The organism is Sphingobium scionense, from assembly GCF_014197035.1.
GTDB classification, from domain to species: domain Bacteria; phylum Pseudomonadota; class Alphaproteobacteria; order Sphingomonadales; family Sphingomonadaceae; genus Sphingobium; species Sphingobium scionense.
This window is the reverse complement of record NZ_JACIEU010000022.1, coordinates 60,262-85,659: the sequence shown is the minus strand read 5'-3', so window position 1 is coordinate 85,659 and position 25,398 is coordinate 60,262. Positions and strand designations below refer to the sequence as shown.

The window sequence follows — 25,398 nt, the reverse complement described above, 5'->3', positions numbered from 1 at the left end:
CTTGGCGGCAGGCGTGCCATCGTCACCGGCGCCAATACCGGCATCGGCCAGGCGATCGCGCTGTCGCTGGCGGCGGCCGGCGCCGACATCGCGGCGGTCGGCCGCACCCCGGCGGAAGAGACCGTCGAGAAGGTCCGCGCGCTCGGCCGCAAGGCTGAGATCGTCTCGGCCGACCTGTCGAGCATCGAACCGGTGCAGCGCGTCGTCGACGAGACGATCGCGAAGCTGGGCGGCCTCGACATCCTCATCAACAATGCCGGCATCATCCGCCGCGCCGACAGCGTCGACTTCACCGAGGAAGACTGGGATGCGGTGATCGACACCAATTTGAAGTCGACCTTCTTCCTCGCCCAGGCGGCCGGGCGGCACATGCTGCGCCAAGGCTCGGGCAAGATCGTCAATATCGCCTCGCTTCTGTCGTTCCAGGGCGGCATTCGCGTGCCGAGCTATACCGCGTCCAAGAGCGGCGTCGCCGGCCTCACCAAGCTGCTGGCGAACGAGTGGGCGGCCAAGGGCGTCAACGTCAACGCGATCGCGCCGGGCTATATCGCCACCAACAACACCGCCGCGCTGCAGGCCGACGAGACCCGCAACCGCCAGATCCAGGAACGCATCCCGGCCGGCCGCTGGGGCGACGCGAGCGACATTGGCGGCGCCGCCGTGTTCCTGGCGTCGCCGGCGGCCAATTATATCCATGGCCATGTCCTCGCCGTCGATGGCGGCTGGCTGGCCCGCTGATATCCCGTCCTGCGCCCATTCCTTAAGGGCGGGCGCAGGACCAACTTGACCAAAGAGGAGGGCTAGACCATGATCGCTTCAGGCCAACTCAGCCTGAAGCGTGAATCAAGGTCTGGAATCAAAGAAGAGAGCCTGATTCACGTTATCGGCGGAAGCGCAAAGCGCTTCCACCTCAAACGATCAGGCTCTTGCCTCCCGTTTCACCACAGGAGGACGGATGCCCGATATCGACCGGCGGAGCGCGTTGACCGGGGCTGCGGCCCTGCTGGGCGCCAGCCTCGCTCGCCCGGCTCATGCCGCCGCCTCCAGCATCGTGACCACCCGCAAGGGCCGGGTTGCCGGCACCCGCGAAGGCGGCCTCCATGTCTTTCGCGGCCTGCGCTATGGTCAGGATACCGCGCCCCGCCGCTTTCAGGCACCGCTTGCGCCCGATGGCTGGACCGGCACCGCCGATGCCGGCGCCTTCGCGCCGTCCTGCCCGCAACAGGGCAAGCAGGAGCCGGAGAGCGAGGACTGCCTGTTCCTCAATATCTGGACCCCCGGCCCGGACCCGCGCGCCAAACGGCCGGTGATGCTCTACATCCATGGCGGCGCCTATTCCAACGGCTCCGTGGTCGATCCGCTGACCTATGGCGACCGGCTCGCGGCGCAGGGCGATGTCGTGGTGGTGACGGTCAACCACCGGCTCAACATCTTCGGCTATCTCTATCTCGCCCGGCTCGATCCGCGCTTCGCCGACAGCGGCAATGCGGGCCAGCTTGACCTCATCCTCGCGCTGCAATGGGTGCGCGACAATATCGCGGCCTTTGGCGGCGATCCCGGCAATATCCTGGTCTTTGGCCAGTCGGGCGGCGGCGCCAAGATCGCGACGATGATGGCGATGCCCGCCGCCGCCGGCCTGTTCCACCGCGCCATCACCATGAGCGGGCAGCAGGTGACGGCCTCCGGCCCGCTCAACGCGACGAAGCGGGCGCAGGCCTATCTCGCCCGGCTGGGCGTAAAGGCCGATGACCTGTCATTCTTGCTGTCACGGTCGACCGCGCAACTGGTGGAGGCTCTGGCGGCCGAAGATCCCATATTGGGCGGCGGCCTCTATATGGGACCGGTGCTCGACATGACCCATCTCCTGCGCCATCCCTTCTGGCCCGATGCGCCGCCCCAGTCGCAGGCGATCCCGATGATGCTCGGCAACACCCATGACGAGACCCGCGCCTTCATCGATCCCCATGGCTCCAAGCTCAAGGGGCTGGACTGGTCCAACCTCGCCGCCCGGATCGCGCCGGAACTGCGCATGGACCTCTCGCCCGAATGGATCGTCGCCCAATATCGCGCCCGCTATCCCGACTGGTCGGCGGAGCGCATCTTCTACGCCGCGACCACGGCCGGGCGCAGCTGGCCGGGGCAGGTGCTGGAGGCGGAGGCGCGCGCGCGCGCCGATGCGCCGACCTGGGTCTATCAGGTGGATTTCGCTTCGCCGACCCAGCCCGAACGTGGTGCGCCACACACCATGGACATCGCGCTCGCCTTCGGCACGCTCGATGCGCCGGGCAGCTTCACCGGCACGGGCGCAGGCGCCCAGGCGGCCTCGCGTGCGCTGATGCAGCGCTTCCTGGCGTTCGCCCGGTGCGGTGATCCCAATGGCGCCGGGATGGTGCCCTGGCCGCAATATCGGCTGGACGGGCGCCAGACGATGATCGTCGATGTCGACAGCCGGGTGGAAAGCGATCCGCGCGGCTGGGAGCGGGAACTCTTCGCCCGCGTCCCTTATATCCAGCCAGGCAGTTGAACCTCGTTCGTTGCCGGGCCGCAACCAAATGGGGACGGGCGCGTTGAGTCCGCCCATGCAACTGGAGGAACCGCATGGACAGCCAGGATCTCGATTATGTCTCGGAACGCAGCGAACTGCATTTTCTCGCCGCCCTGGTTGATGAACTGATGCGCCGGCTGATGCTGTCGGGCGTGCTCAGTCAGGCGGAACTCAACGCGATCGAGACCGATGTCGCCAGACGCATCGGCAATGTGCCCCGCGCCTGGTAACTTGCCTGGTGACATGTCCGGTCAGTGAGCCACCGGATAGCTGATGATCAGCGCCAGCGGTTCCGTGCCGACCTGCCGGATGCCCACCTTGGCATCCTTGTAGAGATAGGCGGCCATGCCCGGGGTCAGCGGCTTTTCGACGCCGTCGGACGTCACCACCCCTTCGCCCGACAGGACATAATAGACCTCGTCATGGGCGATCGGATGGACGCCGATTGCCGCGCCGACATGCAGCACGCGTTTGCGGAACTCCATGCTGCGCGGCTGCGGCACGGCGTCGCTGATGCGATAGGCGGTCGACATGCCGATCTCGCCATGGGGCGGCGGCTCGTCGCGCATCACGTCGCGCTCGTCGACCACGACCATGGGTGGGGCGGCGGCCGCCGCCAGCAACAGCATCAGGCTCATGGCTTTGGTTCCTGTCGCATCATTTTGTCGCGATCGGACAGATGTTCGGTGGTGTCCTCCTTCTGGCCGGGATAGCGCCCCGATTTCGGCTCCATCGTGTCGAGGTTCCAGTCGCCCTCGACAAAGGGCGCGCGGGTGGCCGCGAACTTGGGATAGCCGCCCACCTGCTTCTCATTGTCGATGATCTCGCCGCGTCCTTCCGCGACGAAGAACAGCACGCGCAGATCATCGGCGTCCCGGTCCCAGGGGCGTGCGCCCGCACGCCACAGCACATGGGTCTCGACATCGCGCACCGGCAGCACGTCCAGCCCCTGCCACCAGGTCGGTGGCGTCTGGGTCTCGATCAGCTTCGCCTGGGTCTCGCCATAGCGGCCGAACATCGGCAGGGGCTTGCCGAACTTGTCGACCGCCAGATTGTCCTTGCCATAATATTCCAGGTCGCCGTCGCCACCCAGGGTCAGGAACGGCATGTCGGTCGCGGTCGAAAGGCCGCCGCGCAGGACATTGCCGACCGCCGCCAGCTTGCCATTCTGATAGGGATGCTCGCCCCATTCCAGCGCCATCAGATTATAGTGGATGCCGCGCTCGCCCGGATCATAGATGATATTGTTGACCACGGCGGCATGGACGCCACCCTTCAGCAGCGGGTTGCGCTCGACATTATGGGCGTAGACATTGCGATAGATCAGGATGTTGGTCGCATTGTCGTGGATCAACGTGCCCTTGCTATGCTCGCCCTTGGGGTGGCTGGCATTGGCCAGTCCCTCGGCCGCCAGATTATAGGAAAAGCTGATGTTGTGCGCCGTGTTGGCGCGCCATTCGTCGGGCGTCTTGCCATTGAAGCGCGGGCCGGACGCCGACATATTCTCGTCGATCGCCCAGGTGAAGCTGCAATGGTCGACGATGATGTCATGGCCGCCGACCACCGACATGGCGTCCGCCTCCCATCCGCTCAGCAGCGGCTGGTCGTCCACCCCGGTGCGCACGCGGATATGGCGCATGATGACGTCATGGGTGGCGATGTCGATGCCCGACCGGATCAGGGTGATGCCGGGGGAGGGGGCGGTCTGGCCGGCGATGGTCAGATAGGGTTCGCGGATGGTGATGGTCTGGCGCGCCATGTCGATGATGCCGCCGACCTCGAACACGACGATGCGCGGGCCTTTCGCCTCCAGTGCCGCCTTCAGGCTGCCGGGGCCATCGGCCGCCAGCGTGGTCACGCGGATGATGCGGCCGCCCCGGCCGCCCGGGGTGGCTGCCGCCCAGCCGACAGCGCCCGGAAAGGCGGCTTGTGCGCTGGATGCGCTGGTCCTGGCCGGGGCGGCGAACAGTGTTGCGGGCAGGGTGATCAGGGCAAGGCCGGCAAGCGGCAGGGCGATCAGTCTGGCGGTTATTTTCATGCTTCCGAAGGCTCCTCTCATGGCCAGACTTGCACCGTGGTGGCGATGATGCAAGCAATTTGACACCGGTGTCGAATCTGTTTTCCGACATTTCAGTCTTGCGGGGGAGGCGGGCGCCGCGCTCCGCCATTCTGCGCCGTCTGACCCATATTGCGGTGCAAAATGGCTCGATATGGGCGCTTTTCCGTCGGGATGCCGGCGAAACTCGCCGCGAGCGCTGGGCTGACAGCTTCAGACATAATTGCCGCAATGATCATTGACATTGATCCGCAGTCGGGTCACAAGTTTCTGACACCGGTGTCTTCAAGGGGACAACATCGGGCCGCACCCCCAAAGAGGCGTGGCGGAAATATGGAGGGATGTTTCTATGATTGCGTTCGTACAGGCTTCGTCCGCCCGGAAATGGCTGTCCGCAGCCTCGACCCTGGCATGCGCCATCGCCTGCGTTTCCGCCGCGCAGGCCCAGGCCCAGTCCGTGCAGGGCGGCGCCGCGGTTGCGCCGGATCAGGGGCAGGCGGATGCCGCGGTCCAGGAATCCGACATCATCGTCACCGGTTTCCGCCAGTCGCTGGGCGCGGCGATCAACCTCAAGCGCCAGTCGGTCAGTTCGGTCGATGCGATCGTGGCGGAGGATATCGCCAAGTTCCCTGACCAGAATCTGGCCGAATCCCTGCAGCGCATTCCCGGCATCTCGATCCAGCGCGATGGCGGTGAAGGCCGCGCGATCACCGTGCGCGGCCTTGGCGCGCAGTTCACCCGCGTGCGCGTCAACGGGCTGGAGACCGTCGCCACCTCGACCGACGGCGCCAGCTCGAACCGCGATCGCTCCTTCGATTTCAACGTCTTCGCGTCCGAACTCTTCAGCTCGCTGGTCGTCCACAAGACCGCCGAAGCCTCGTTGGACGAAGGCTCGCTCGGCGCGGTGGTCGATCTCAACACCGGCAATCCGCTCGGTGGCAAGGAAGGGCTGACCCTCGTCGGTTCGGCGACCGCCTCCTATAATGATCTCGCCAAGAATTGGGGGCCGCGCCTTGCCGGCATCGCGTCCTGGAAATCAGCGGACGGCCGCTTCGGCGTTGCCCTGTCGGCCGCCTACTCGACGCTCGATACCAAGGAACTGGGCAATAACAGCGTGCGCTGGGCACAGGCCCGCTTCGACAATGTCGATGGCACGCCCTGTTTCACCCAGCCCAATTCGGGCGGCACCTATGTCAAGAGCGCGGCCTGCGATGCGGCGGCCCTGTCCTTCCATCCGCGCATCCCGCGCTATGGCGAGGTGCGGCATGATCGCGAGCGGCTGGGCCTGACCGGATCGGTGCAGTTCGCGCCGACCGACGCGACCAAGATCTCGATCGACGGCCTCTATTCGCGCTTCAAGGAAACCCGCGAGGAAAAATGGGGCGAGGTGCTGCTGCGCTCCAACGAGCGGTCGATCAATGTCGTCAATCCGGTCTATGACGATAATGGCAACATGATCTCGGCGACGCTCAACGACGCCTGGGTCCGCACCGAACATTATCTGCGCAAGTCGAGCACAGAATTCTATCAGATCGGCGGCACCTGGGACCAGGATGTGACGGACAAGTTCCGCTTCACCCTGCTGGGCGGCCTGTCCAAGTCCAACGCCGACATTCCGGTCGAAACCACGGTGGTCTTCGACGATCGCGACGCCCAGGGCTATAGCTATGACTATAGCGACATGAAGCATCCCAAGCTGACCTTCGGCACCAGCGTGACCGATCCGGCCAATTTCCAGCTCGCCGAAATCCGCGACCGCCCGTCCAACACCAGCAACCGGTTCAAGACCGCGCAACTGCGCACCGAATGGGACGCGGCCGAGGGGCTGACCGTGAAGGTCGGTTCGATGTGGCGCCGGTTCGACTTCAAGACCGTCGGTTATCAGCGCGATACCGCCGTCTGCGGCAATGGCGGCAAGGATCTGGTGCTGGGCACCATCACCTGCTCGCCGACCAGCCTGTTCGGCCCGAGCGCCGTCTATGGCTTCCAGGCCACGCCGGAATTGAGCGAACTCTTCACCCTGGGCAAGGCGGGCCAGCCTTCGGGCACCACCACCCAGTGGCTGATCCCAAATCTGGACGCGGCGACCGCCTATACCAAGCTCTATGACCGCGCGCTGGCGCTCGATGTCGGCAACAACCGGTCGGTGCGCGAGGAAGTGACCGGCGGCTATTTCCAGTTCGATGCCAAGGGTGATCTGTTCGGCCTCGAATATGCGCTGAACGCGGGCATGCGCTATGCCAAGACCGACCAGCGCTCGACCGGCCTCAACGGCGGTGTCCCGGTGACGATCAAGCGCAGCTATGAGGATTGGCTGCCGGCGGTGAACCTGGCGCTGTTCCCGACCGACAAGCTGGTCGTCCGCGCGGCGGTGGCCGACGTGATGACCCGCCCGACCTTGGGCAGCCTGACGCCGGGCGGTTCGGCCGACGGCTTCCAATATCGTGTCAGCTACGGCAATCCCTATCTCAATCCCTACCGCGCGACCGCCTATGACCTGGCCGTCGAATGGTATTTCGCGCCCCAGTCGCTCTTCTCGGTCGCCCTGTTCAAGAAGGATGTGCAGAGCTTCCCGGTCGCCGCGACCATTTCCAACGCGACCTTTGCGGAAACCGGCCTGCCGGCCTCGGTGCTGGTCAGTTCCTCGCCCGCCGCGCTCAATCCCGCGCTGCAGGCCGAACCGATCTGGACCATCGCGACCACGGTCAACGGCACCGGCGCTTCGCTCAAGGGGGCGGAAATCGCGCTGCAACTGCCCTTCACCTTCCTGCCGGGCATCTTCAAGCATTTCGGCATATTGGCGAACGCGACCTTCATCGACTCCAACGCGACTTATAATGTGTCGGGGCCGGCGGTCGTGCCGGGTGGCGGTCTGGTCAATGTCGCGCGGGACAACACGTTGTTCGGCGTGTCGAAGCGGGCCTATAACGGCACCCTCTATTATGACGACAACCGCTTCAGCGCGCGCGTCTCGGCCAGCTATCGCGGGCCTTATAGCGACCAGAACAGCGGCACCGGCAATGTCTTCGAAGGCTATGATTCGACCGTCAATGTCGACGCCTCGGTCCGTTACAAGGCAACCGACTGGCTGGAATTCACCCTCGACGGCATCAACCTGACCGACGAATATCGCGGCCGCTACACCGACCTCGATGCCAATCGCAACTATGAGTACAATCATTTCGGCCGCACCTTCCAGTTCGGCGCGCGCGTGAAGATGTAGCCTGTCCTTTCGGGTCGCGCCGCTACGGGCCAGCCACCTTCTGCACGAGGTGACTGGCCCTTTTTCTTGGCCCGGCGGTGGGGTAGGGACGGAGCCGGGCAGACAACAGCAATAGTCCATTCACGCAATGACATTGACTCGCGTTAGCGTTCTCAAATATGGCGCCGCCAAGAATATTTGGGGGATTATATGGTGCGGTCGTCTTTCTTCTTTTCCGGGGCGGCGATCGTCGCGCTGGCCGGTGCTGCCCTGACCAGCCCAGCCATGGCGCAACAGGCGCCGGATGCCGATATGGACCAAGCCCGCGCCGACATCATCGTCACCGGCGAAAAGAGCGTCCGCACCCTGCAGCAGACCCCGACCAGCGTCGCCGTGGTTACGCCCGAGACGATCGAGCGCGAGGCGCTGATCACCATCCAGGACGTCTATAACCGCACCGCCAACCTGTCCGAAACCTATGGCTCGTCCGGTTTTACCATTCGCGGTATCAGCAACAGCGGTGTCGGTGCCGGTGGTCAGGCGGATGCCGCCAGCGTCTATGTCGATGGCGCGCCGGTTCCCAAATGGGCGCTTTATGGCGGCCCGACCGACCTGTGGGATGTGCAGCAGGTGGAGGTGCTGCGCGGCCCGCAATCGACCATCCAGGGCCTCAACGCGCTGGCCGGCGGGATCGTCATCACCAGCAAGGATCCTTCGCTGACTCGCTGGGGCGGTGACGCACGGGTGCTGTGGAGCGAATATGACGATCGCACCTTCTCCGCCGCGATCGGCGGGCCGATCGTCAAGGATGAACTGGGCGTCCGCCTGTCGGCCGAGCGCCGCAACGATCGCGGCCTCATCTACAATGTCACCCGCGACGAATATAGCGACGCGCTGGAATCGCTCAATCTGCGCGGCAAGATCAAATGGACGCCCCAGGCCATTCCGGGCCTGGAGGCGGTCGCCAGTTATAATCGCGTGCGGCGCGATGGCGGCTATCTCTACGAATATGCCCGCACCGACGTGCCCAATTATTTCAATCACCGCGTTGCCACTGGCGACCAGCCCAGCCGCGGCAAGATCGACAGCGACCTTGCCGTCTTCAACATCAGCTATCCGCTGGCCCAGGGGCTGAAACTGTCGAGCGTCACCTCCTGGAACCGCTCGCGCGTTCATTCGGTGATCGATACCGACGGCACGCCGCAGGATATCCAGGCGATCGACAATCGTTATAATTACCGCACCCTGACCCAGGAAATGCGCCTCAATTTTGATGGCGAACGGCTGAGCGGCCTGCTGGGTGCCTGGTATTATCGCCGCACCGGCAGCATCGACCAGAATAGCCGGGTGAACATCGATACGCCGACCGCCACCATCGCCGCCCTGCTGCGCGCCAATGGCGCGACCGCGGCGCAGGCGACCTTCCTCAGCAATGCCTATGCGGCGCAACTGCCGGTCATCCCGGTCGCCTATTCGGCTGACCAGCCCGAAAAGGTGGAGACGATGGCGTTGTTCGGTGACGCCCGCTTCAAGCTGACGGACCGGCTGACCCTGATCGGCGGGTTCCGCTTCGACCATGAGCGCAACCGCTATGCGGCGCAAACCGTGGCGACCTTCAACGGCACGCTGCCCGATGCCAATTTCCTGGGCGCAGCCTATGCGCCGATCATTTCGCTGATCAATCAGGGTGTGCTGGGCCTGGTCGCCGATGCCTCGTCGCCGCTGGCGTCCAACAGCCGCAGCTTCAACGCCTTCCTGCCCAAGGCCGGGATCAGCATGGATTGGACCCCGGACCTCACCACCGCCTTCACCGTTCAGCGCGCCTATCGATCGGGCGGCTCCAGCCAGAACCCGGCCCGCGCGCTGCTGGTCGCCTATGATCCGGAATATAGCTGGAATTATGAAGGCTCGCTGCGCTCCAAATGGCTGGATGGGCGCCTGACGCTCAACGCCAACGCCTTCTACATGACGTGGAAGGACCAGCAGGTCACCGCCTATTTCGGCCAGAACAGCTATGATTATAACACGGTGAACGCGGCCGGATCTCATCTTTACGGGTTCGAAGTGGAAGCGAACGCCACTATCGCGCGCGGCATCGATCTCTATGGCTCGGTCGGCCATGTCCGCACCAAATTCACCGATTTCGTCCTGCCCGCAGGGGCGACCAGCACGGTTGACCTCACCGACACCCAATTCCCCTATGCGCCGCGCTGGACCCTGTCGGGCGGCATCAATGCGCAATTCGGTCCGGGCTTCGTCGCCAATCTCAACGCCAATTATCGTTCGTCGGTCTTCACCGGCGTCGGTCAGGATCAGGACCAGTACAAGGTCGGCGGCCGCACGGTCGTGAATGGCAAGATCGGTTATGAGACCGATCATTGGTCGCTGTTCGTCTTCGCCCGCAACATCCTCAACGAAGACTATATGCAGTACCAATATGCCGCGATCCATCAGGCGATCCTGGGCGAGCCCCAGACCGTCGGCGTCGGCGCGAGCGTCCATTGGTGATCGCGCTCGCCAGCCTGCTGCTGATCGCGGGCGGCGCCTTGGGTGCTGCCCTGCTGCGCCGCTCCTGGGTGCGGCGGGATCGCTCCGTGCTTGGCCTGCTGCTGGCGGGATGGGCCATATTGATCGGCCTGCTGGTCGCTGTCTTCCTGCTGATCGGGCCGGTCAAGGGGCTGGCCTTGGGACTGGCGATGGAGGGGATCGGCGCGCTCGCCATCATCTGGTTCGGCCGGGTCCGGCGCAAGGCGGCGCGGGTGCGCGATGGCGATGTCGCGCCCGAGCCGCTGGAGGAACCCGGCCGCTTCTGGCGCGGGGTGCTCCGCGCCTTGCTCGCCGGGCCGCTCGGCATGACGGCGGCGATGGGTGTCGCCTTTTGCGTCACCGTCTATCTGCCCGGTGATCCGCGCACCCGGATCGTGCTCGGCGGCCTGTTGCTGCCGATCCTCTGGGGGCTGGCCATGACCTGGACGCTGGCGGACCGCCGCCTGCTCCGCGCCACCGCCGTACTGGTCGGCACCAGCATCATCGGCTTCGGCCTCGCCGCCTTGGGAGGGGCCGCATGAACGACCAGAGCGTCCAGACCAACAGCCGGGCGAAGAAATGGCGCTGGCCCTTGTCGCCCGAAACGGTGCGATCGGTGCTCAGCAGCCATTCGGTGCTGGGCCTGGCCTTTGCCGCGATCATCTATATCGTCTGCCTGACCGGCACGGTCGCCGTGTTCGCGCCCGATCTGGAACGGTGGGAAGTGCCGGCGACGCCGGTGGTGACCAGCCTGTCGGATGCCTCGGCCGCCCGCGCCATCGCCGAAGCGGCCAGACGCGCGCCGGCCGACACCACCCTCTACCTGTCGCTACCCACCGCGAAACAGGATGGCGCCAGCCTCACGGCCTTCAGCGCGACCTATGAACATAAATGGGGGGTGGCGGCCGATGGTGGGCTGTCCGATCTCGAAGCGGTCTGGACCGAATTCCTGATCCACCTCCATATCAACCTGCATCTGCCGCGCAGTTGGGGTCAGTTCATCGTCGGCCTGACCGGGGTGGCGCTGCTCTCTTCCCTGGTGTCGGGCATATTGGCGCATCCGCGCGTGCTGCGCGATGCCTTCCACCTGCGCCTGGGCGGTTCGCGCCGGCTGCAAGAGGCGGATCTGCACAATCGCCTCGGCATCTGGGCCTTGCCCTTTCACTTCACCCTGGCGCTGACCGGCGCGTTGCTGGGCCTGAGCACCATCATCGTCGCGATGCTGGCGATGCTGCTCTATCGGGGCGACATGGGGAAGGTCTATGAACTCTTCCTCGACCCGCCGCCCAAGGTCGATACGCGCGCCACGCCCATTCCCGATATTGCCCGGCTGATCGCCGATGCCCGCGCCCGCGCGCCGGCGGCCGTCGCGGACAATATCATGGTCGAACGGCCCGGCCGCGCCGATATGCGCATCTCAATCCACAGCGGCCGGCCGCACTTGCTGACCCAGCAGGACGAGGTGCAATATGATGCGCGCGGGCAACTGATCCATCAGGAACGGCCACAGGATCTGGTCGCCGGCACCCGGATGCTGAGCGGCATCGGCCAGCTGCATTTCGGCTGGTTCGGCGGCATGCCGGTGCGGATCGCCTATGGCCTGCTCGGCATTGCGCTCTGCATCGTCACCTCCAGCGGCGTCACCATCTGGCTGGCCCGCCGCCGCGATCGCGGCCGGCCCGCGCCGCAATGGGAACGGATCTGGGCGGCAATATGCTGGGGCCAGCCGGTCATCCTCGTCCTGACCGCCGCGCTGGCCTTTGTCCTGCCGCAAACGCCGCTACCGCTGGTCTGGCTGGGCCTCACCATCCTGTCGGTGCTGGCCGCCGGCATGGCCAAGGCGCTGCCCGGTCCACGTCTGTCGCGCGCGCTGCAATGGGTGCTGGTGGCCGGCCTGCTGATCGTCGCGCTGCTCCACGGCGCCCCGCTGCTGGCGGGCGGGCAGGGGCTGCTGGTCGACCTGCTGCTGCTGATCGGCGGCATCGCCCTGCTGCTCGCCCTGATTCGGAGTCGCGTTCCGGCCAAGGCATAGGGCAGCGAGACTTGCGCGAATGGCGCGCTAGGCGCGGCAGGGTGGACTTTCACGACGTCCGCCTCGCTGTCCTACTCGGCCCTTCTCTGATCTACCCTTGGGGATGCAAGCGCCGCCCTATCTCCTTCCCATACTGCCCACCTGTCGCGTCCCTGTCGCCTCAGTGTCGCGTCGAAGGCGCGCGGGCGTGACCCGTTTTCCTCGCCACTGTCGCGTTACAGGCGCGTTACCGGCGCATTGGCCCGAAATAGCCCGCACGACACTGTGAACTTCGGCTGTCGCGTCCCGTGTCGGCCCAATCGGCCTTAGAGTGCGCGAAAACGGAAGTCGGTGAAGCGCGCTTCACCCGCACCGGCAGAATAGAGGCCGGGGCGCAGCATCAGGAAGCCGCCGCGCACATTATGGTGATAGCCCGACACTTCCATCCCCCGGTCGAACCGCTTCCAGCTCTTGCCGTCATCGCCGCTGATGTGGAAGCGGATGATGTGCCGGTCATTGGTGACGCGCATCCGCATCCGGCGGCCATGGGGATTGGCCGGGCGGCCGCGCTCTATCCCATATTGATGGGTGACGAACCGTTCCTGGTCGAAGCCCAGCCCGCAATAGAGCTGCTCGTCATAGAAGAGCAGCAGCCCGGCGACGCCGCCCGGCGCGATCTCGATCGTGCATTCGAACTGATAGGCCTGGTCGCCGGCCACCAGCAGCAGTGGCGACGAACTGGACGGCGCGGTGCCGCTGGCCTTCAGGACCAGCGATCCCTTCTCCACCCGCGCGCGTTGCGCTTCCTGCGGCGCCGGCTTGAAGAAGTTCCAGCGCGATCCGATGTGCAATGCGCTGAAATCGTCCGACAGTGCCTGGCCATGCGGCCCGGCCTGGCCGCCCCTGGGCTTGGCGATCGGCTGCGACAGGTCGCCGCCGGTCATCCGGAACCAGCCGTCCGCCGTCCATTCGACCGGGTCGAGCAGCGTTTGCCGCCCCAGTGTCCAATAGCCATTTTCATAGCCATGATAGACCGACCACCAACTGCCATCCGGACCCTCGACCAAGGTGGCATGGCCGCGCGACCACCATTTTTCGGCGCGATCGAGGGTGCGGACGATCGGGTTGGCCGGGCAATTCTCCCACGGGCCATGGATCGACCGCGACCGGGCGGCGATCACCATATGGCCGGTCGGCGGCCCGGCGGTGCCGCCCACGGCGGTCACCAGATAGAACCAGCCCTCGTGACGCAAAATCTTGGGGCCTTCGGGCGAGAAACCCTCGACATCCCAATCGTCGGGATAGTGCCAGGGATCATAGACATGTTCGGGCTGGCCGACGGTGGCCAGGCCGTCGTCGGTCAGGCGCACCCGGTCGCCGCCCGACAGGAACAGCCAGCGCGATCCATCCTCTCCCACCGCATGGCCCGGATCGATATGGTTGGGCAGGTTGAGGTCGATCGGATCGCTCCACGGCCCCTCGATCCGGTCGGCCCAGATCACATAGCTGGTGTTGGGAGACGCCTTGACCGGGATGTAGAGATAATAGCGGCCCTTGTGCTTGCACAGTTCAGGCGCCCAGACTGATCCGATATTCCGGTGGAGCGCCGGGCCGATCGGCCGCCAGTTCACCAGGTCGCGCGAATGCCAGATGATGAGGCCGGGATAGGAATCGAAGGTCGAGAAGGTCATGTAATAATCCGCGCCATCCTTGAGGATGGTCGGATCGGGATGGTCGCCGGCGATCAGCGGATTGAGGAAGCGGCCGTCGCCCAGATCGGCGATGCGCTGATTGTCGAAACCGCGCCGCCAGTCGGGCGCGGGGGCAGGTGGCGCGGGAGGAGCAGGCGGAGCGGCCCGCGCTTCGCTCACACTGCCCGCCAGCATGGCCGAAGCCGTCGCCAGCAATGCGTCCCGTCGACTGACTGCCATGACCCTCTCCCGGTTATTGATACCGGTTACCTAAGGGGCATGGCCTGATGCTGTCAAATGGCGCGGACTTGATCCTCGTAAAGCTCCAGCGGCAATCCGTCTGGATCGGCGAAGAAGGTGAAGCGCCGGTCGGTATATTCGTCCACCCGCACCGGTTCGCAAGCCACGCCATGGCTTTCGAGGCGGGCGACCTCCGCATCCAGGTCGCTGACGGCAAAGGCGAGATGGCGCAGGCCGCAGGCTTCGGGGCGCGAGGGGCGCGGCGGCGGATTGGGGAAGGAGAAAAGCTCGATCTGCCCGTCGCCGACGGCCAGATCGCATTTCCAGCTGTCGCGTTCGGCGCGATAGACCTCGTTCAGCACCGCAAAGCCGAGAATGTCGACATAGAAATGGCGGGACCGGGCATAGTCGGAGCCGATGATGGCGATATGATGGATGGCGTGCATCGCCCAGCGCTATCGCGGGATGCGCCCGTCGCGCAATGGCTATCCGGCGATCAGTGCCTGAAGATCGAGCAGCGCCCGGCCAAAGGACAGGCCCTGCGGCCCGGCAACGAAGCGGGGTTCCCATTCCGGGCTGAACTTGTCCTTGTAGGCGCGCAGCCCTTCAAAGCCGTAGAGCGCATTGCCATGCTGGTAGAGCAGCGCGCCCAGCTTCGACCAGAGCGGTGCCAGCCGGCGCGCTTCCAGCCCGGAAAGCGGCGCGAGGCCGAGGTTGAACCAGCGATAACCCCGTGCTTTGCCCCAGAGCATCAGGTGGATGAACAGAAAGTCCATCGTGCCATAGGGCGCGCCGTCATCATGGCGCATCAGGTCGACCGACAGTTCGGACCGGTCGGCTGCGGCCCAGATATTGGCGAAGGCGACGATCCTGCCCTCCTGCCGCACCACGGCGCAGTCGAACCGTGCCATATAGCGCCGATCGAAGCGGCCGACGCTGAAGCATTTTTCCTTGTGCCCCTTGGCCTGAAGCCAATGGGCGGAAATCTCGGTCAGCCGGTCCATTTCCTTGTCCAGCATGGCGGCGGGGATGATCTCGAAACTGGCGCCCTCACGCGCCGCGCGCCGCTCGGCATAGCGCAGCGGCTTGGCAGCCGGGCCGTCCAGCGTGAAGCTGGCCAGGTCGACATGCGCTTCCTCGCCATATTTGACGATCTGCAGCCCCAGTTCGATCGCCAGCGGCAGCATGTCCTGGCTGATCTGGTAGAGCAGCAGCCGCCCCTGCGCGGCATCGGCCTGTTCGCGCAGCCGCCAGAGCAGGTCCGCCCATTCGCTTCGGGCGCCGACCGGATCGCCCATGACGATCCAGCTATGCCCCCTGATCTGATACATCAGGCAGCAGGTGCCGCTGTCCGACACCAGGAAGCGCTTGTCGCCGATATAGGCAAGATTGGCGTCGGTGCGTTCGGCCAGCGCCAGCGCGGCCTCTGGCGGGGCAGCGGCGTCGCTGGCCATGATAGGGATGATCGCGGCCGGGCGCAGCAGGCGCCAGAGCGCCAGGCCGATCAGCAGCACGGCGACGGCGAGGCTGGCGCGCAGGAAGCGCGACGCATCGGCGCGGGCGGCGAAATGCCACCAGAGGTCGTTCTGATATTCGACATGCTTGTAGGCGAAGAAGCCGATCCAGACGGAGAGGCCCAGAACCACCGCGACAGTCGCCAGCCAGCCGGGCGAAAAAGCGTCGGCGATGAGTTGCGTGCGGCGATAGAAAGCCGGACGCGCCCATTGCAGCAGCGCGGCGATCAGCAGCATCGCCGCCGCCTCCTCATAATCCAGCCCCTTGAGCAGCGAGAAGATCGCGCCGGCAAGGAGCAGGATGCGGGTCAGCCAGAAGGCGCCGTCGAGCCGCCGATAGAGGCCGGCCGACAGGATCAGCAATGCCGCGCCGACCAGGCTGCCGGCCATGTGCGACGCTTCGAGGAAAGGCAGGGGCACGACGCTGTTGAGGGTCGCGACCCGGTGCGGGATGGCCGGGAGCGAACCCGATACCAGCAGGATGGCGCCGCCCAGGAAGACGATTGCCGCCGTCATGATCGGCGCAAGGCCGGTAGTGACGGCCTGCAGCCCGCGCAGGGTGCGGCGCAGCGGCTGCCGCCAGCGCCAGCCCTCCTGTGCAACGATGATGCCGACCGCGATCAGCAACGGCAGAATATAATAGACCAGCCGATAGGCGAGCAACGCGGCGACCAGTTGCGGCCGGTCGACGCCGGGCAGGGCGGCGAGCATCACCAGTTCGAACACGCCGACGCCGCCGGGCACATGGGTCAGCAGCACGGCGACGATGGCGAGCGCATAGCCCAGGAAGAAGGCAGGCCAGGCATGGAGGTCGACGCCGGGGATGAGGACGAACAGCGCCGCGCTGGCGGCGGCCAGGTCGATGACGCCGATGCCGATCTGGCAGAATATCCGCGAGGCGGGCGGCAGCGGCAGGGACATGCGGCCAAGATGCAGCATGCGTCCCCGCCGGCCGGCATAGAGGATCAGGCCGATGATGGCCGTGAGGGTCAGGCTGCCTACCAAACGCAGCATGGGCGCGGACAGGCGGACATCGCCCATCGACAGCATCTCCGGCCGCCAGACCAGCATGGCGGCGGCCAGCGTCAGGACGCCGCCCCAGAAGGTGGCGCCGGCGATCGCGACGACCCGTGCCACGTCCGCAACGCCCAGCCCCGCCGCGCTGTAGATGCGATAGCGCGCCGATCCGCCGGTCAGCAGCGACAGGCCCAGATTATGGCTGAGCGTATAGCTGGTGAAGGAGGCGAGCGCTGCTGTGCCATAGGGCAAGGGCCGCCCGATCGAGCGCAGCGCCAGCACGTCGTAGAAGGTGAGGGTAACATAGCTGATCGCGGTCAGCAGCAGGGCGGGGATCAGGGCTGCCGGGCCAAGTGCATGAAAGGCCGCGCGGATGTCGCGCACATGCACATCATGCAGCAGATGGTAGAGTGCGACGAAGCCGAGTGCGGCCAGCAGCACGACAAGCCCGACCGACAAGGGTGTCTGGTAACGGCGCACATATGTCATCGCCCCCATCTGCCGCTACCCTGTCTTGACCCGGTGCCAGAGCTGGCTGCGGCAGAAAAGCCCACCCAGAATGCAGCCGGAAATCTTCAGCTGGTCCGGCCCCTGCTGGTCGATGGTGGAATAGAAGGTGCGGCCCATGTCGGGCACAAAGACCCGCCCGGCCCAATGACCCTGCCCTTTGGGGCGGTAATCCTGCAGCAGGGTGGTGCCGACCAGATGCGGGATGCCGGCGTCGTTGGCATCCGTCAGTGCCTCGGCATTGGCGTGGCTGACCCAGCCGCATAATCTGTCCTGGCAGGCGCCGGTCGTGACCGTGACGCTGCCGCGCGGATTGATCCAGGAACCCAGCACCGGATCGGTCGCCATGGCCGGAACGGCGATGATCAGGCAGAGGCCGACGAGGAAAAGACGCAAGGCGTGAAGCATGGGTCAGGTCTTCCGGATCAACCCCTGCCGGGCAAAGGCCGCGTGCAGGACGTGGTAGAGCGTATCGACATCATGGTGCAACGGGTGTCCGCCCGGCAGCGTGACCGTTTGCAGATTGGGCTGGTGCAGCAACGGGCAAAGGCTTGCCGTTTCCTCCTGGCCATGGACGCAGAGCAGAGGCGCCCAGTCGAGCTTGCGCGCGGTCGGCAGGGCATCCGTCTCTGCCATGGCAAAAGTGAAAATCTCGCCCGGCGAGGCGCGATATTCGACCGTCGCGCCCGGCACGACCAGCGCGACCATGGCGATTGTGTGGCGTTGCGCAGCGGGCAGTCCGGCAAGGCCGACATGCGCCATGTCCGCGCCGAAGGACTGGCCGATCAGGATGACCGGCGCGGCGGGATCGATGTTGTGGGCCTGAGCCAGGGCTTGGCTGATCAGCGCGGTGGCCTCGGCCGGACTGCGGGTCTTGCGGAAATAGGTCAGCGAATTGACCCCGACCGACGGCAGGCCGTCTCGGGTCAGGCGTGCCATGATGCCCGGTCCCATGCCGACCTTCATGCCCATGTCGCCTGACAGGATGATGGCGATGGGTGTGCCATGGCCTGGCCGATAGCCCTGGGGGCGAGAGAGGGAAAAGGGATCGCCGCCCGGATAGCCGAGCCACTGGAAGGCGGAGGCGATCAAAACGAGGATCAGGATAGGCAGGATATACCGGATGCTTTTGCCGCCGCGCGTCATCATGCCGTCTCCTCGATCGACCCGAGCGCCCGGCACATCGGGAGGAGACCGACGTGCCGGGCTGTGGGCGGTCGGAACAAGACCCACGCGTTCCGACCGTTCGGCCAGCTGGTCCCAGCTGGCCTGTTTCGTGCCACCCAAGGGGGGGGGGAGGTGGCAGGACCGATATGGTCCATGACGGCCTGCGACAGCGTGGCTGGAAGATGAACTTTTGGAGAGGCGGCCGATCAGATGCGGCGGGCAATCGCGCCGGCGGCCCAGCCCATGCCGACCGCCAGAGCGATCGCGGTCAGGCCATAGAGGAACGACCAGCGTTCGGCGGCGACGGCCATGAACTGTTCGAATCCCGATTTGCGGACATGGATGTCGCGCACCGCTGCTGCCACGACGCGGCCGTCCTGCACCAGGAAGGTTTCAGCCGTATAGTCGCCCACGATCACACGGGCCGACAGCGGCAGGCGGGCGCGATAGAGAACGCCATCGCTGATCTCGACCGTGCCGGGTTTCTCGACGAACAGGCCGTTGCGCTGGCGCAGGTCGACCAGGCCTGCTTGAAACCGATCCAGTTCCGCACTGTCATTGAGCGAGGAGGGGGATAGCTGAAGCTTGTCGACGCCCATTTCATAAATGGCGGCGGTGCGTTCATCCACGATCCGGTCGATCGGCCGGGAGGAGGCCATGGCGTAAAAGCTGGGCGCCGAACGAAAACGGGCGCGGTCGGCGTTGACCCAGATACCGGCAACCTTCTGCTTCTCGCGCATGGTGATCGACTGTTCGGGGCCTTTCAGCACGACGACGATATCCGCCGGCTTGTCCGGCCGTCGCCCGTCGGGATAGACGATCGCACCGAACAGCAGCAGGTCGGCGCCGGTGAAGCTGTACTGGATTTCGACCTCACGCTGCGACACATCGGGCACCAGTTTCGGCTCGTCCGCGCCGCTCAGAAACAGGGCCAGCATGGGCAAAGAGAGGTGGTGTGCCCTCATTTTACATCGATCGTGAAGATTTCGTCGGGCCGCCAACCAAGCCCGAGTGCCATGCGGGCAGCCACCAGTAGCACGATCGCTGCGAGCAGGATGCGCAGATATTCGGGGCGGATGGTCATCGACAGCCGGGTGCCGACCTGCGCACCGGTGACGCTGCCGATCAGCAGCAACAGCGCGAGCACCAGATCGACTGCCTTGGTCGTCATGGCGTGCATCATCGTGGTCGCAATGGTGACGAACAATATCTGGAACAGCGATGTGCCGACCACCGACTGGGTGTTCATGCCGAGCAGATAGAGCATCGCGGGCACCAGGATGAAGCCGCCACCCACGCCCAGCAACATCGTCAGGATACCAGTCGCCATGCCCAGCAGCAGCGGCGCCAGCGGCGAGATATAGAGGCCCGAGCGATAGAAGCGCCAGCGCGTCGGCAGGGCCGCGACGAGCGGATGATGGCGCCGCTTGCGCGCCTGCATGCGCTTGCCGGTCTTGAGCGCGATCAGCGCCTGGATCGACTCTTTCGCCATCAGTGATCCGATACCGCCCAGCATCAAAACATAGAGTATGCCGATTACCGTATCGATCTGGCCGAGCGACTGGAGCAGGCGAAAGATGAAGACGCCAAGGCCTGCGCCTACCACGCCGCCGGCGATCAGCACGCCGCCCATGCGGAAATCGACAGTGCCGCGCGACATGTGGGTGACGACCCCCGACACGCTGGCACCGGTCACCTGGCTGGCAGCCGAGGCGGCCGCGACGGTAGGAGGGATGCCATAGAAGATCAGCAATGGCGTGGTGAGAAAACCGCCGCCGACGCCGAACATGCCCGACAACAGGCCAACGACGCCACCCAGTCCAATGATGACCAGGGCGTTCACCGATAGATTGGCGATGGGCAGGTATAGATCCATGCCCCATCGGGTTAGAGACAAAAGACTCCGAGCGAAAGCCGGGAGATGGCTGGAAGGCTAAAAATCGGCGGCGAGTGTGACCGCCAAGCCGGAAGCAGGTTTGGCTTGACCGGCGACACGTTCACGCCATTCGATCCCGATGCGCGCGGCGATCGCTGGAAGGGGCAGGCGAAACTGGATTTCCGGGCCGATATCCAGTCGTTCGACGTGGGGTTGCGCACCGCCAGACAGGCTGATGCCAATGCGCAATGGGCTGTCCTTGATTGGCGCGAGCAGCGAGAATTTTCCGTCGATGAAGAGGTCGCGCTTGTGCAGGCCCACCATGCCGGTCTGCGCATAGAGGCTGGCCTCGATCGGTCCGGCAACGGGTTTGGGGCCAAAACCGCCGACGAGCAGCAGCGCGAAGGCGTCTCGTGCCTGGGTATCGAGCGCGATCCGCCGTTCGGCGGCAAGGCTGACGGCAATATGGCGTATTGGCTGATAGGACAGGCCGATTGCAATTTCGGGCGCTTCGGGCGATTGGAGGGCCGTCGTGGCCCGACCATAAGCTGCAAGGCGCCCCAAGGATCGGGGCATCAGGTCGAAGTCGATCCGTGCGCCGGCCTGCGACCCGCCGAGGCGCCCCACTGTGGCGAGGTCTGCCGATGAACCACTGCCGGAGCGCCAGAGCAGCCAGGCGCTGCCTTGCCAGCGATCATGACCGACGGGCGATATGGTCGATACCGAAATGGCAAGCGGTTCCATGACTTTGGGCCGGGCTAAGGGAGGCCTTTGTCTGGAGGCGCCAGAGTTTAACGACCATGCGGTCGATAGTGGCGCGATGGCATAAGAGGTCTGGACTGGCTTGAAGGGTGAGCCCGCGCGGATGGATTGCCACTTACTGCCAACCGATATTGCCGTCTCTGCTCCGCGAATGATTGGGATCATGCGCTCCTGACGGGTGGGGGAGCCGATCCGACTGCCTTTGGCCTGGGTTGGCACTGTCGTCGGTAGTGGCGCTGTCGACGCAATCGTGCCGAACAGGCGCATGCCGGTCCAGCCGATGAACAGCATCAGGAAGAAGCGCACCGGCCGTCCATCGGCCGATGATCGGATCATGCCGGCTCCTCCATGTCGGGGAAGCGGTGCTGCGTCTTGTCCCACACCAGCGGCTTGCCCAGCAGTGACTGGACATAGAGGACAACGGCGCGCCGGGCCGCCAGCACGGCGATCGTGTTGCCGACAAACATGCGCGGCACCGCAGCCAGCCCATGCCGCCAACCATAGGCATGGCCAGCAAACACCGCGCGCATCATGATGCGCCATGCCATGAGCCAGAGATTGAGTGTCAGCAAGGCGTCGATAAGGGGTGTGGACAGCCGCGACTGCTGAGTGAGGAAAGGCCGTGCCAGTTCCAGCATGCTCCAGAGCAGCAACGTCGCGTAGGCGGCGACAATGATCAACGCGGCCAGGGTGGCGCGCCGGTCTCTGATCCGCATCCACCATTCGGCCGGTCCGCCCTGCCAGCCCATACGGTCCCAGCCGGCGAGCGAAATGCCGATGATCCAGCGCGCCTTCTGGCGGATGGCGGCTGGGGCGCTATCGGGAAAATACTCACGGGTCGCGACAAGCTGCCCTTGCGCATCACGGATACGTAGGAAGATACCCCGGCCGCCCATGTCGGCGATGCGCAGGCCGGCTTCATAATCTTCCGTCAGTGATCCCGGATCGAACGGCCCTGCGCCGGGATGGGGGGCGAGTGCCGCCAATATGTCTCGTTGGAATGCGCAGGCGACACCGGCCGAAGGAATGGAGGCACCCAGAAATTCCCTGACTGTCAGGGATTTACCATGGGCTTCTGCAAATTCATCGCAGTAATGATTGGCGATCGCGCGGGAAAACCAGTTGCCACGACCGGGCAGTGGCAGGACCGGCAACTGTACCAGCGCAAACCGGTCGATCATATGATCGAACAGGCGGATTTCATCCACATGCACGACATCTTCTGCATCATGCATCACGATGGCCTTGAACCGGATGCCGCTACGGCGTTCGTCGGCCAGCATGCTGCGCCAGTTGATGTTCAGGCAATCGGCCTTGGTGGTAGGGCCGGGGCGATCGTTCAGGCACAGGATAATGTGCGGTTGATCAGCCGCGACAGATGCAATCGCGTCGATCGTTGCCTGATCATTGGGATAGGCGCCTACGAAAATGCGATAATCTGCATTGCCCCAGCAATGCAGGGCGTGGCGCAGCATGGCGCCGATGACATCTGCTTCTTGCCAGGCGGGAATGAAGATGGCGATGCGTCCGGGCGCGGGCGAAGGCGGCAGGGTTGCCATTGTCATGCGGTCGCGACGGGGATGCCGGATCGCCCGCCATATGCGGCGTATCAGAAACAGCAGATCGATTGCGAGATCATCCAGCCCGCCAAGCGCGAAGCCGATTACCGCGAACAACAAAATCTCGTAATGCAGCGCCTGTAGAGCGCTAAAGAGCATGTCCCCCACGATCCCGGATTCCCCTGTCCCGATCGCCATGCGGCAAGGTCAATTTATGTCATGAGAACAGCGGTCTTCCAAGCATTTTAGAGAATTTGTAGCAGCATGCTTCAGATCATCCGGGTTGGACCTGAGCGGGAATTTCCTTTCATCCGGGTTGGACCTGAGCGGGAATTTCCTTAAGGAGGAAGAATGATAGTGCCGGCAAGTACTTATGGAGAGGATAGATGAGCGAGCGCCCCCTGTCCGCCCTCAGGAATTTCCTGAAGGGGGAAGCAGGCAGCGGCATATTGCTGATGATCTCGGCAGCCGTGGCCATGATCATGGCGAATCTTCCGGGCGCCGCCGGTCATGTCTATCATGACATGTTCCATGCCGTGACTGGTCCGGTTCTGGCTCCCGCACTCGGCCCCATGACCGTCCATCTTTGGGTCAATGACGGTCTTATGGCGATCTTCTTTCTGCTGGTCGGGCTGGAGATTAAACGCGAATTTGTGGATGGCGGCCTGTCCACCTGGGAAAGGCGACGCTTGCCCTTCATCGCGGCAGGCGCTGGCATGATCGCGCCGGCACTCGTCTATCTGGCGATCACGACGGGTGAGCCCGCACTGGCGCGGGGCTGGGCCATTCCGGCGGCGACCGACATTGCCTTTGCGATCGGTGTGCTCGCGCTGCTGGGCTCGCGTGCGCCAGCGTCAATCAAATTGTTCCTGACGGCTGTTGCGATCGTCGACGATATGGGGGCGGTGGCAATCATTGCGCTGGCCTATAGTCAGGGGCTGGATGTCATGGCTTTGAGTGGCGCTTTTGCTGCCCTGCTGTTCATGTTTGGGATGAACCGCGTCGGCGTGCGGGCATTGGCGCCCTATCTGATCGGTTTCCTGCTGCTCTGGTATCTGATGCTGCTGTCGGGTGTGCATGCGACCATCGCGGGTGTGCTGGCCGCCATTACCATTCCCGTCAATCGCACGCCGGGCGCGCCGGATGCGGCGGACAGTCCGCTCCATCGCCTGGAGCATTTGATCCATCCATGGAGTGCCTATCTGATCGTGCCGCTTTTCGGCTTTGCGAATGCCGGCATCACACTCAACGGCGCGGCGATCGGCGCTCTGCTAAGTCCCTTGCCGATCGGTGTGGCGCTGGGGCTCCTGCTTGGCAAGCAACTGGGCGTGTTCGGCAGCATCTGGCTGGCGCAAAAGCTCGGCATAGCGGCTCGGCCCTCGGGCGCGAGCTGGGTGCAGATTTACGGCATGGCGCTGCTGTGCGGGATCGGCTTTACCATGAGTTTGTTCATCGGCGCGCTCGCCTTCCCGGGGCAGCCATTGCTGGTTGAAGAAGCGAAGATCGGCATTCTCAGTGGATCGTTGCTGTCTGCGCTATGTGGCTATGCCGTCCTGCGCTTTGCATCCTCGCCGCGATCGGTTGCGCCGGTGGCAGGCTGAGGGGAATCGCGTAGAGTTAAGCTTCATGCTACTATCGCCCCGCCATTGTTGCGACTCGCTTCGTGTCAATGTGCCGACCACACTTTCGAAAAATACGGGAGGAGGGCGAGGATATGGAGACGGATGTCAATTATCTGCTGCATAGGCAGCAGATGTCACTGATACGTGCGCAGGCAACTGGTTCGCCTGAGGGCAGGGCCGCCTATGAGGGGTTGGCTCGCGGCTATATCAATCAGGTCGAAGCCTATCGCAGACACAATGAGCAGCAGGAGAGGCTGGTCGTCCCGGCGCATTGAGGCGATGGTAATGGGTGTCGTTGTGTTCAACGTCAGCGACGGGATATCAGGCGATCGATTACCTCTTGATGCCGGCCGTCGGCGCCGCATTCACGCTCCAGGATCGATTTGATCTTTTCCAGTTCGGCTTCGGTGAGATGCTCGATGCCGATGAAGTCGTTGCGCGCAGGCTCGATCGCGCGGATCAACTCGTCCAGCTTGGCCTGGATGGCGGCGCCGTCACGGTTCTGGGCATTCTGGATCAGGAAGACCATCAGGAAGGTGACAATGGTCGTGCCGGTGTTGATCACCAACTGCCAGGTGTCGGAATAGTGGAAGAGCGGGCCGGTCACGCCCCAGATCAGTACGACGCCGACCGCCAAGATGAAGGCGAGCGGTTGGCCGGTCCAACTGGCGATCCGTGCCGATAGGGCGGAAAATATCCGATCCATGCAAACTCCTTTGGGCCACCTGCGCATTTAGGCTCTGTTCAGCCATCTGCTGTCATGGCCATGATCATGGCAACCATATCTTTTCGTGCAACGATCGGCGCGCTCGCCGGCTCCCTTCTTTTGGCCTCTTGTGCCAGCGTTTCTCCCGAATCACGCGTGCGTGCCGGGCTGATCGACGCCGGCCTTTCGCCTCGAATGGCAGCCTGTATGGCCGAACGCATGGTCGATCGGCTCAGTCTGGTGCAGTTGCGGCGACTTCAGTCGATCGCCTCGCTCCACAAGTCGCACATGGGCAAGATGAGCATGGATGAACTCCTCTATAAGGTCCGTGCGCTGGAGGATCCGGAGATATTCCTGGTGACCAGCAAGGCCGCCATCCACTGCTCCTTCTGACGCC

General features: G+C 64.5%; 22 protein-coding genes. 10 read left to right on the top strand and 12 right to left on the bottom strand.

What is annotated here, in order from left to right; genetic code table 11:
* The 3 genes from kduD to GGQ90_RS21660 form a co-directional block, all read left to right on the top strand.
* The coding region (kduD, locus tag GGQ90_RS21670) for a 2-dehydro-3-deoxy-D-gluconate 5-dehydrogenase KduD (protein WP_188083951.1) at window positions 1–738 on the top strand (738 nt) is incomplete at its 5' end.
* 217 nt (window positions 739–955) lie between these two features.
* Window positions 956–2,524, top strand: coding sequence for a carboxylesterase/lipase family protein (locus GGQ90_RS21665; RefSeq protein WP_188083950.1), 1,569 nt, complete (start codon window positions 956–958; stop codon window positions 2,522–2,524).
* Window positions 2,525–2,598: 74 nt separating this feature from the next.
* On the top strand, window positions 2,599–2,775 hold the full coding sequence (locus GGQ90_RS21660) for a hypothetical protein (RefSeq protein WP_188083949.1): 177 nt from the start codon (window positions 2,599–2,601) through the stop codon (window positions 2,773–2,775).
* Window positions 2,776–2,796: 21 nt separating this feature from the next.
* On the opposite strand, the gene GGQ90_RS21655 is transcribed toward GGQ90_RS21660, so the two are convergent.
* Complete coding sequence (locus GGQ90_RS21655; protein WP_188083948.1) at window positions 2,797–3,183, bottom strand: cupin domain-containing protein; 387 nt, start codon at window positions 3,181–3,183, stop codon at window positions 2,797–2,799.
* On the bottom strand, window positions 3,180–4,583 hold the full coding sequence (locus tag GGQ90_RS21650; protein ID WP_188083947.1) for a pectate lyase family protein: 1,404 nt from the start codon (window positions 4,581–4,583) through the stop codon (window positions 3,180–3,182). Before GGQ90_RS21650 ends, GGQ90_RS21655 begins: the two co-directional genes overlap by 4 nt.
* A gap of 367 nt (window positions 4,584–4,950) precedes the next feature.
* Between GGQ90_RS21650 and GGQ90_RS21645 the strand changes: the two genes are divergently transcribed.
* The 4 genes from GGQ90_RS21645 (at window position 4,951) to GGQ90_RS21630 (ending at window position 12,361) form a co-directional block, all read left to right on the top strand.
* Window positions 4,951–7,824: a TonB-dependent receptor gene (locus tag GGQ90_RS21645; RefSeq protein ID WP_188083946.1), complete on the top strand. Its 2,874-nt coding sequence runs from the start codon at window positions 4,951–4,953 to the stop codon at window positions 7,822–7,824.
* A gap of 189 nt (window positions 7,825–8,013) precedes the next feature.
* Window positions 8,014–10,311 (top strand): TonB-dependent receptor, encoded by a 2,298-nt coding sequence (locus GGQ90_RS21640; RefSeq protein WP_188083945.1) that lies wholly within the window; start codon window positions 8,014–8,016, stop codon window positions 10,309–10,311.
* Window positions 10,305–10,871 (top strand): hypothetical protein, encoded by a 567-nt coding sequence (locus tag GGQ90_RS21635; protein ID WP_188083944.1) that lies wholly within the window; start codon window positions 10,305–10,307, stop codon window positions 10,869–10,871. The genes GGQ90_RS21640 and GGQ90_RS21635 overlap by 7 nt, the downstream gene beginning before the upstream one ends.
* Complete coding sequence (locus GGQ90_RS21630) at window positions 10,868–12,361, top strand: PepSY-associated TM helix domain-containing protein (protein ID WP_188083943.1); 1,494 nt, start codon at window positions 10,868–10,870, stop codon at window positions 12,359–12,361. The genes GGQ90_RS21635 and GGQ90_RS21630 overlap by 4 nt, the downstream gene beginning before the upstream one ends.
* A gap of 305 nt (window positions 12,362–12,666) precedes the next feature.
* Here the strand turns inward: GGQ90_RS21630 and GGQ90_RS21625 are convergent, their stop codons facing one another.
* The 9 genes from GGQ90_RS21625 to GGQ90_RS21585 form a co-directional block, all read right to left on the bottom strand.
* On the bottom strand, window positions 12,667–14,271 hold the full coding sequence (locus GGQ90_RS21625) for a family 43 glycosylhydrolase (RefSeq protein WP_188083942.1): 1,605 nt from the start codon (window positions 14,269–14,271) through the stop codon (window positions 12,667–12,669).
* A 53-nt stretch (window positions 14,272–14,324) separates the two neighbouring features.
* Entirely contained in the window at window positions 14,325–14,717 is a 393-nt protein-coding gene (locus GGQ90_RS21620; RefSeq protein ID WP_188083941.1) for a VOC family protein, read from the bottom strand.
* 39 nt (window positions 14,718–14,756) lie between these two features.
* Complete coding sequence (mprF, locus tag GGQ90_RS21615; protein ID WP_188083940.1) at window positions 14,757–17,300, bottom strand: bifunctional lysylphosphatidylglycerol flippase/synthetase MprF; 2,544 nt, start codon at window positions 17,298–17,300, stop codon at window positions 14,757–14,759.
* 6 nt (window positions 17,301–17,306) lie between these two features.
* Entirely contained in the window at window positions 17,307–17,717 is a 411-nt protein-coding gene (locus tag GGQ90_RS21610) for a DUF2147 domain-containing protein (RefSeq protein ID WP_188083939.1), read from the bottom strand.
* A 3-nt stretch (window positions 17,718–17,720) separates the two neighbouring features.
* Window positions 17,721–18,458, bottom strand: a complete 738-nt coding sequence (locus GGQ90_RS21605) for an AcvB/VirJ family lysyl-phosphatidylglycerol hydrolase (protein ID WP_188083938.1) — start codon at window positions 18,456–18,458, stop codon at window positions 17,721–17,723.
* A gap of 224 nt (window positions 18,459–18,682) precedes the next feature.
* Window positions 18,683–19,441 (bottom strand): TIGR02186 family protein, encoded by a 759-nt coding sequence (locus GGQ90_RS21600; RefSeq protein WP_188083937.1) that lies wholly within the window; start codon window positions 19,439–19,441, stop codon window positions 18,683–18,685.
* On the bottom strand, window positions 19,438–20,352 hold the full coding sequence (locus GGQ90_RS21595) for a sulfite exporter TauE/SafE family protein (RefSeq protein ID WP_188083936.1): 915 nt from the start codon (window positions 20,350–20,352) through the stop codon (window positions 19,438–19,440). Before GGQ90_RS21595 ends, GGQ90_RS21600 begins: the two co-directional genes overlap by 4 nt.
* A 57-nt stretch (window positions 20,353–20,409) precedes the next feature.
* On the bottom strand, window positions 20,410–21,420 hold the full coding sequence (locus GGQ90_RS21590) for a hypothetical protein (protein WP_343053992.1): 1,011 nt from the start codon (window positions 21,418–21,420) through the stop codon (window positions 20,410–20,412).
* A 26-nt stretch (window positions 21,421–21,446) separates the two neighbouring features.
* Complete coding sequence (locus tag GGQ90_RS21585; RefSeq protein WP_188083935.1) at window positions 21,447–22,832, bottom strand: glycosyl transferase family protein; 1,386 nt, start codon at window positions 22,830–22,832, stop codon at window positions 21,447–21,449.
* 227 nt (window positions 22,833–23,059) lie between these two features.
* Here GGQ90_RS21585 and nhaA point away from each other — a divergent pair, with 227 nt between their 5' ends.
* Window positions 23,060–24,274 (top strand): Na+/H+ antiporter NhaA, encoded by a 1,215-nt coding sequence (gene nhaA / locus GGQ90_RS21580; RefSeq protein ID WP_188083934.1) that lies wholly within the window; start codon window positions 23,060–23,062, stop codon window positions 24,272–24,274.
* A 113-nt stretch (window positions 24,275–24,387) separates the two neighbouring features.
* Window positions 24,388–24,570 carry a hypothetical protein gene (locus GGQ90_RS21575; protein ID WP_188083933.1) on the top strand — a complete coding sequence of 61 codons (183 nt, stop codon included), beginning with the start codon at window positions 24,388–24,390 and terminating at the stop codon, window positions 24,568–24,570.
* Window positions 24,571–24,602: 32 nt separating this feature from the next.
* Here GGQ90_RS21575 and GGQ90_RS21570 read toward each other — a convergent pair whose 3' ends face one another.
* Window positions 24,603–25,001, bottom strand: a complete 399-nt coding sequence (locus tag GGQ90_RS21570) for a low affinity iron permease family protein (protein ID WP_188083932.1) — start codon at window positions 24,999–25,001, stop codon at window positions 24,603–24,605.
* 66 nt (window positions 25,002–25,067) lie between these two features.
* Here GGQ90_RS21570 and GGQ90_RS21565 point away from each other — a divergent pair, with 66 nt between their 5' ends.
* Entirely contained in the window at window positions 25,068–25,394 is a 327-nt protein-coding gene (locus GGQ90_RS21565; RefSeq protein WP_188083956.1) for a hypothetical protein, read from the top strand.
* Window positions 25,395–25,398: the final 4 nt, after the last annotated feature.